A 7604-nucleotide genomic window follows, 5' to 3' on the forward strand; every position below is an offset into this window, starting at 1 on the left:
ATGAGCTGGATGCGCCTGATCTCGATCGTCTTTGCCGCGGCGTTGCTGGTGTCCGGCAGCAACGCCGCGCGCGCGATCGCGCCGGATGACCAAAGACCAAATGACGGAAACGAACCAACGGAAGACCTGCTCAAATACCCCCTGGAGGATTTGCTTGCGGTCGAGGCCACGTCCGCGGCCAAACGCCCGCAGCGGGTCGCTGATACCGCTGCGGCGATCTACGTCATCACCCAGGAGGACATCCGGCGCTCCGGCGCGCGTTCGGTCGTCGATCTGATGCGACTCGTCCCCGGCATCGAAACCGGTGAGATCGACGGCAACTCGACCGCCGTCTCGGTGCGGGGCTTCACCACCCGGCTGGCGAACAGCGTCCTGGTGCTGGTCGACGGTCGCGCCGTCAACCTGTCCGCGATGGGCGGAGTCATGTGGGACCAGATGCTGGAGCCGCTCGACACGATCGAGCGGATCGAGGTGGTGCGCGGCCCCGGCGGCGCGGTGTGGGGCGCCAATGCCGTCAACGGCGTGGTCAACATCATCACCAAGGATGCCTCGCGCACCCATGATCGCGCGGCGCGGCTGCGGTTCGGCACGAACGACGCGGAGGCGACCGTCCGAGCGGCTGGCGGGGCAGGGATGACGCGCTTCCGCCTTACCGCCAACGGTCGACAAATTTCCAGCGCTGTCGAAAATTCCGCGGGTGAGCGTGACCAACTGATGTCGCGCGCGCTGCATATCGGTGGTCAAAGCGATACGGTGCTGAACGATCGCGATACAGTGACCGTGCGCGCGAGTGCAGGCCTAAACGATTTTCATCCGGGTGATCCGCGCCACAATTCATCAATGGCGAATGGAAGGGCCAGCGAGGCGACGCTGCTCGCGCGTTGGTCGCGGCGCCACTCTGCCGACGAAGGCATTACGACACAAGGCTATATCGATCACGTGCACCGGACCGAGAACGGGGCGGAGGTGAGCGAGACAGTGACGGATCTGCAGGGCGATGTCCGGGGCCATCGCAACGGACACGAGATCGGCGCGGGCTTCGATTTTCGCTCCACCAACAGCCGGCTTTCCTCGACCGCCTCCGTGCTCGATTTTGCCCATTCAACCAGCAACGACCTGCTGCTCGGCGCCTATGTCCAGGACGGCTATTGGCTGCTCGACAGGCGGTTGCACGGCTGGCTCGGGATCAAGGCCGAATATAGCTCGATCTCCGGTCTGGCAATTCAGCCGAGCCTTCGCCTGCTCTATCGCGTCAACAATGCGCTAACCGTTTGGGGCGCGTGGTCGCGGGCCGTGCGTACGCCCGCCGCGTTCGAGCGTACGGCAATCTACTCGACGACTGCAGGCCCGACCAATGAGCCCTTCTATGCGCCGATTCAGGTGCGGGTGACGGCGCGCGGGACTGCCGACCTGCAAGCCTCGCAACTCGAAGCATTTGAAGCGGGATTGCGTATCAATCCGGCGGACTGGCTTTCGATCGACGTGACCGGTTATCGCAACCGCTATCGCGACCTGATCGGCTATGGGCCCGTAGATGTCGACCCGTTGGCGTTTGCACAGGCCGTTCTCACCCATCAGCCGTTGAACGCGCAGTATCGGATCCGCAACAACAGTGCAGCCGAGAGCGTGGGCATCGAATTCGTCGCGACCGCGGCGCTGAACGACGACGTGCGGCTCGATCTGTACGGCTCCGCCATCGATCTATCCTATCGTGTCACCGATGCGCCCGCCCTTCCGGGAATTCCGATGGGCAGCGTTGTCCTGCCACAAATTCCGCCCCTGTCGGTCTCTACGGTGCGCCCCGTCTCCGCAGGCATTCGTCTGCGCGCGGACCCGTTTTCGCAGATCGAAGTCGATGGCTCCCTGCGGTGGGTCAGCGGGATGCACGACGGGAGCACGGCGGCCCGCACGGGCGTCGATCTGCGCATTGGCTGGAACCCCGATGAGCGGACATCGCTGTCGCTGGTAACCCGCAACCTGCTGGACCGCGAGCATATCGATTTCAGGGAAAGCTTCCCGATGGCCGCGCCGGAACTGATCGAACGACAGGTCAGCCTCGAGCTGATCAGGAGGTTCTGATGCGGAGCTTCCTCCTGACGATCGCCTTGGCCATTTCCTTGCTGGTAACTCCTGCGCATGCGGACGCTGCGGAGGACCAGTTCGACCTGAAGGTCGCGATCGTCTTCAACATCCTCCGCTTCACGCGCTTCGACGTTCCTCACGGTTCCGAGGTGACGCTATGCGTCATTGGGTCTGCTCCACTGGTTCGCGCCTTCGAGAAGGTGGATGGCGAGCGGTTGCCGGTCGGACGGATCGTGGTTCGTCGTGGGGGACGTGGCGCGGAGGTCAGTGGCGCGTGCACGATCGTCTATTTCGCGGGTGATGCGGGCTATCCGCCGTCGGGAGCGCAGGCATTGACGATCGGGGAGGCGCCCGGCTTCGCCTCGCACGGCGCGGTCGCGCTTCACCAGTTCGGACGCCAGATTTCGTTCGAGATCAACACCGGCGTCGCCGCGCGGCAGGGAGCAGCGTTCAGCGCGCGGTTGCTCAACCTCGCTGCGGGAGTGCGGGCCAGGTGATCGCCCGCCAGCCGCACACGTTCCGCTCGCGCCTCACCTGGGTCACGCTGTTCTCCTCGCTCGTCGCGACCGCCCTGGCGATGACGCTTTTCGTTTGCTGGCAATATGTTGCCACGGCCGAACGGCAAGAGCGCAGCTATCGGCAACTGGTGGAGGTTCTCGCCGCGACCGCCGCCGCGCCTGTTGTCTTCGGCGACCGGCGCACGATCGAGGAAACGGTTGGCATCGCCGCGCGGCTGGGCCATCTGCAGGCGGTCGCGATCCGTGATCGGGATGGTCGCGTCCTGGCAAGACGCCTGCTGACGGTTGGCAAAGAGGCGCTTGACGGTCCAGTTCTGCTGAGCCGGCCATGGATCACGCGCGAAGGTTCGTCGCTTCGGCTCACTCAGCCGATCCGGGTCGACGAGGACATTGTCGGCTGGCTGGATATGTCGCTGGAGGTGGATAGCCCGCTGACCATGGCGGCCCGCCTCGTCGCGATCGGCGCCGCGCTTCTGGTCGTGGCGGTCCTCGCGGCGATTGCGCTGAACCAGCGGATGCTGCCGCTGCTGATGCGGCCGCTCGACAGGCTGAGTGAGACGATGGAAGAGGTGGCGCGCTCCGCCGACTTCTCGCTGCGTGCACCATCCTCCAGCGATCCCGACTTTGCGCGGCTGCTGCACAACTTCAACAACATGGTCGCGGAAGTGGGCAGGCGACAGCACACGATCGCCCGCACGCTGCAGGCGCTGGAATCAGCACGTGACGCCGCTGAAGCGGCGAACAGGGCCAAGACGCAATTTCTGGCGGCGATGAGCCATGAACTGCGCACACCACTCAACGTCGTGATCGCTTATGCCGACTTGCTGGAGGAGGATGTCGTCGCGGACGGCGAGACGCGCTACCTCGACGATCTGCGCGTCATCAACCGATCGGCGCGCCATCTGACCGTGTTGATCAACCAGGTGCTGGACTTTGGCAAGATCGAGGCCAAGCAGGTGACGCTCGACCTGCACTCGTTCGACGTCGGCGTGGTGGCGCGCGAGGTGGCGGCGGAGCTTGAGCCGCTCGCCGCGCGCAATAACAACATCGTCGACGTCGATGTTCAGGGCACGCTGCCGCTCGCGCTGCTGGATTCCACCAAGCTCCGGCAGTGCCTGATGAATCTGGCGGCGAACGCCTGCAAGTTCACCTCGGAAGGAAGGGTGACCCTACGTGTCCGCCATGATCCGGTTCAAGACCGGCTCCACTTCGTCGTCGAAGACTCCGGAATCGGCATGGAGCAGGCGACGATTGACCGGCTCTTCATCCCGTTTACGCAGGCCGATGCCTCGACCGAGCGCCAATACGGCGGCACCGGACTGGGTCTCGCAATCACCGACGAATTCGTGCGCCTGATGAGTGGCAAGATCCACGTTGAGAGCACGCCCGGGCGCGGCACGCGCTTCGAGATGGTGTTGCCACGTCGGATCGCGCCCCGTTTTCCGCCACAAAGCCCCAAGGTTCACAAGGAAGATATTATATGACCGACATGCACCACCCCGTCGGAGAAACGGCCGAGCGACCGCTGCTGCTGGTGGTCGACGACGTGTTCGAGAACCGGTCAAGCGTGCAGCGCCGCCTGAGCCGGATGGGTTACGACTGCCTGTGCGCCGAAAGCGGTCAGGAAGCGCTCGACCTGCTGGTCACGACCAGCCCGGCGGTGATCCTGCTCGATTATATGATGCCGGTGATGAGCGGATTGACGGTGCTCAAGCATCTGCGAGCGTCGCCGCGCCATGCCGCCACGCCGGTGGTGATGCTGACCGCGCGCACCGACAGCGAGGCAGTCGTGGCTTCGCTGACCGAGGGTGCCGACGATTACGTCCACAAACCGATCGATTTCGCGGTGCTGAAGGCGCGGATCGACGTCCATATCGATCGCGACCGCGAGCGACGCAACTTGCTTGGCGTCAATGCCCGCATGGAGGATCGCGTCGCGGCGCGCGCGATTGAATTGGGAGAAGTACGAGAGATGCTGAACGATCAGATCGCCAGAAATCAGGCTCGCGACCGCGAAGGGAGCACGTTGGTTCCCGACGCCGAGAGCCTGGAGACGCTGTCGGTGGCGCTTGACTGGATCGTCGCATTGTCGCGCGCCCCGGTGGGATCGGTGCCCGGCGACGAAAGTGAAGTCCTGACACTGCGGCAATCCCTGCAGAGCATTTGGGGTTATGCGACCCATGCGAGGAAGGTCATGGACGCACTTCGTCAGCAATCAGCGGCTAAATAGAAGCTCAGGCTGTTTGTATCATACTGTATCATACTGCTACTATTATGCCGGTATAACTTGTTGTTAAAGCCGCAAAGCGCAATGCACGCTCATATTTGTCGCGCAGGGCAGGAACTTGTCTTGTAGAGCCGAGCGAAAGATTTGGAAGATGCATTGCAAAAGAGTTGTCCGCTTGCTGCCGGTGCTGCTGTTATGCGGTGGGCAACAGGCATTGGCGCAGACGGCGGTCGAGCGAAACTTGCCGCCCGCCCCTGCGGCGTCAAATCCCGGGCTGGTAGTCGCGGACGCCGTTCCGACCCAGCAGGATGACCGGCCGCTCGGCGCCACGCTGCGTGCGATCGTGCTGCTTGCCGATGGTGAGCAGCCGGTCGACACCGGCGTGGTTGCCGACGGCGTCACGGTCGGCCGGGTGGCGATGCTGGACATTGGCCGCGTGCGTCGCGCGTTGCGTCCCTTCCTGGGTCAGCCGCTGACCCGCCGCCGCATTGCCGAGATCGAGGCGGAGATTGCCCGGCTGGCGCGCGCAAGCGGGCGCCCCTTCATCTCGCTCTCCACGCCCGAGCAGGAGATTACCGGCGGGGTGCTCCAGATTCGCGTGACCGAATTTCGGCTTGGTGCAGTGAAGGTGACAGGGGTGCCGGCCTCGGAGGCAGAGCGGATCGGGCGAGCTCTGCGCGTCTCGCCGGGGGCGCCGATCGACAGCCGGTCGTTGTCGGAGGATCTGGCGTGGCTGAACCGACTGCCGGTGCGGGATACGTCCGGACGGTTTGCGCCGGCAGATGCGGCGGGGCGAACCGATCTGACCGTCGTTGTAGAGGAACCCCGACCGTTCCGTATCTACGGCGGCTCTTCGAACACCGGTTCCGAAAGCACCGGTCTGGCGCGCTTGTTCGTCGGCGCGGTTGCCGACATCGGCGTGTTGCCCGGAGCGTACATCTCGTATCAGCTCACTGGCAGCCGCGACCTGCTGGTTAACGACGGGCGCTTTTTCGCTCCGAAGCCGCCCCGTTATGTCGCGCAGGGTGCGCGCGTCGCCGTTCCGACATTCGCGCGCGAGGCGCTGGAGTTTACGTTCAGCGACTCTTCGACCAATCAGCATCCCAACGCCTTGTTCACGGTGCGCCAGCGCACAACCGAGGCGACGTTCGCCTATCGGTCGGCGCTGTCCAATGCTGGTCTTCCGGCTGGCTTCGGCGATGTGTTGCTAGGTATCGAGGCCAAGCGTCAGCACCGGATCGTGCTGTTCGGGCCGCTGACCGCGGTCGACGTTTCCGCGGATATCCGACAGATCATGGTCGGCTGGTCGCGTGACTGGTTCGGCACCGGCGAGCAGGGCTCGGCGAGCGTCACCTTCCATGTCAGCCCGGGCGGATCGGCGGCGCAGATCGCCGCGATCACCAACGGTCGTACGCGCAGCGCCCAGTTCGGCTATGTCACCTTCGACCTGCATCATGTGCAGCGGCTGACCTCGCGACTGTCGCTGACGCAGACAGCCATGCTGCAATATACGGGATCGGCGCTGCCGCTGTCGACGCAGATCGGCCTTGGCGGCGACGGCCTGGCGCGCGGTTACACCACCGACGACGGGGCGTTCGACACTGGCTTCGTGGTGCGCAGCGATCTCAATCTCCCGGTGGCTTCGTTGCTGGCGCGCGGCGGTCCGCAAGGTGACGTGCTGGCGCCGCGCGTCTTCATCGACGTGGCGCACGGACTGGATCGCGTTTCCCGGCGTTCGTCGACGCTGGTTTCGGCCGGCCTCGGCGCGGATTATCGCATGGGGCGCTTCTTCAGCTTCGGCGTGGATGGCGGGCTGGCGTTGACCGACGGGCTGCGCAGCAAGGCCGGTTCCCCGCGCGTGCAGGCGCGTGCCTCGCTTTCCTTCTGACACTTTCCCCAATTTACTACGTGGCAAGGACCAATGACATGACCGACAACCTTCCGCTCGAAGGCACGCAGTTCCTTTATTCGCGTCCCGAAGCATTGCATTCTGCCGTCCATGCCGACCTGCGCTACCGCCCGGAAGGCGCGAGCTTCGATCATGCGGCGGAGGTGCACCTGGTGCCGCTGCTCGTCGGCGAGTTCATGCAGGCGATGGCGCATTATCCGGTGATCTTCGCTGGGCCGGAGAAGACCCCGCTCGCGGTCATGGGGTTGGCGGAAAAGCAGAACCTGTTCGTTCAAGACGGTTCGTTCGAGCCGGGCTGCTATGTGCCCGCCTATCTGCGCCGCTATCCGTTCACGCTGGCGGGCGCCGGTGACGAGCAGTTCGTCGTTTGCGTCGATCGCGATGCCAAAGGCTTCGTGTCCGAGGGCGAGGGGCAGGCGCTGTTCGAGGATGGCGAGCCGACCGGTTTTACGAAGAACGCAATCTCCTTCCTTGAGGAGTTCGAGCGCGAGCGCAAGCGGACGCAGGAGTTCGTTGATCTGCTGACCGACGCCGATCTGTTCGAGGTCAAGAACACGCTGTTCGTGCGCGGCGGAGAGCGCGAGCACATTGCCGATTACTATGGCGTAGACGAAAAGAAGCTCATGGAGCTTGGCGACGAGGCAATGCTGCGCCTGGTACGCAGCGGTGCGCTGATTGCGGTCTATGCGCATCTGTTCTCGCTGGCTCGTTGGGACGGTCTGATCGCGCGTCGCGACGCGCAGACCGCCGCTCAGCCCGCTGAAGAGCTCGCCTCGGCCGATTAGTCGGCTGCGGGCGCTCCCCGCTTCCTCTTTCCCCAGCCTGGCGGCCGGACTCTCAAGAGTTCGGCCGTCTTTTTTATGTCTTC

At 64.3% G+C, this 7604-nt stretch carries 6 protein-coding genes; all 6 read left to right on the top strand.

Annotated features, from left to right (window positions below; all coding sequences use genetic code 11):
• On the top strand, nucleotides 1–2079 hold the full coding sequence (locus ACI2JO_RS09845) for a TonB-dependent receptor plug domain-containing protein (protein WP_404720527.1): 2079 nt from the start codon (nucleotides 1–3) through the stop codon (nucleotides 2077–2079).
• Nucleotides 2079–2579 (top strand): YfiR family protein, encoded by a 501-nt coding sequence (locus tag ACI2JO_RS09850; RefSeq protein WP_404720528.1) that lies wholly within the window; start codon nucleotides 2079–2081, stop codon nucleotides 2577–2579. Before ACI2JO_RS09845 ends, ACI2JO_RS09850 begins: the two co-directional genes overlap by 1 nt.
• The gene (locus ACI2JO_RS09855) at nucleotides 2576–4084 is read left to right on the top strand and encodes an ATP-binding protein (protein ID WP_404720529.1); all 1509 of its coding nucleotides are present in this window, start codon (nucleotides 2576–2578) and stop codon (nucleotides 4082–4084) included. Before ACI2JO_RS09850 ends, ACI2JO_RS09855 begins: the two co-directional genes overlap by 4 nt.
• Nucleotides 4081–4830, top strand: a complete 750-nt coding sequence (locus tag ACI2JO_RS09860) for a PleD family two-component system response regulator (protein WP_404720530.1) — start codon at nucleotides 4081–4083, stop codon at nucleotides 4828–4830. Before ACI2JO_RS09855 ends, ACI2JO_RS09860 begins: the two co-directional genes overlap by 4 nt.
• Before the next feature lie 148 nt (nucleotides 4831–4978).
• Nucleotides 4979–6715 carry a ShlB/FhaC/HecB family hemolysin secretion/activation protein gene (locus ACI2JO_RS09865; protein WP_404720531.1) on the top strand — a complete coding sequence of 579 codons (1737 nt, stop codon included), beginning with the start codon at nucleotides 4979–4981 and terminating at the stop codon, nucleotides 6713–6715.
• 38 nt (nucleotides 6716–6753) lie between these two features.
• Nucleotides 6754–7521, top strand: a complete 768-nt coding sequence (locus tag ACI2JO_RS09870; RefSeq protein ID WP_404720532.1) for a SapC family protein — start codon at nucleotides 6754–6756, stop codon at nucleotides 7519–7521.
• Nucleotides 7522–7604 lie beyond the last annotated feature (83 nt).

The sequence above is a fragment of the Sphingomonas sp. NPDC079357 genome, from assembly GCF_044901155.1.
Lineage (GTDB): Bacteria > Pseudomonadota > Alphaproteobacteria > Sphingomonadales > Sphingomonadaceae > Sphingomonas.

Excerpts from the sequence above, each read along its gene's own strand:
- ACI2JO_RS09845 (WP_404720527.1), top strand. The coding sequence starts at position 1 with ATGAGCTGGATGCGCCTGATCTCGATCGTCTTTGCCGCGGCGTTGCTG.
- ACI2JO_RS09850 (WP_404720528.1), top strand. The coding sequence starts at position 2,079 with ATGCGGAGCTTCCTCCTGACGATCGCCTTGGCCATTTCCTTGCTGGTA.
- ACI2JO_RS09860 (WP_404720530.1), top strand. The coding sequence starts at position 4,081 with ATGACCGACATGCACCACCCCGTCGGAGAAACGGCCGAGCGACCGCTG.
- ACI2JO_RS09865 (WP_404720531.1), top strand. The coding sequence starts at position 4,979 with ATGCATTGCAAAAGAGTTGTCCGCTTGCTGCCGGTGCTGCTGTTATGC.
- ACI2JO_RS09870 (WP_404720532.1), top strand. The coding sequence starts at position 6,754 with ATGACCGACAACCTTCCGCTCGAAGGCACGCAGTTCCTTTATTCGCGT.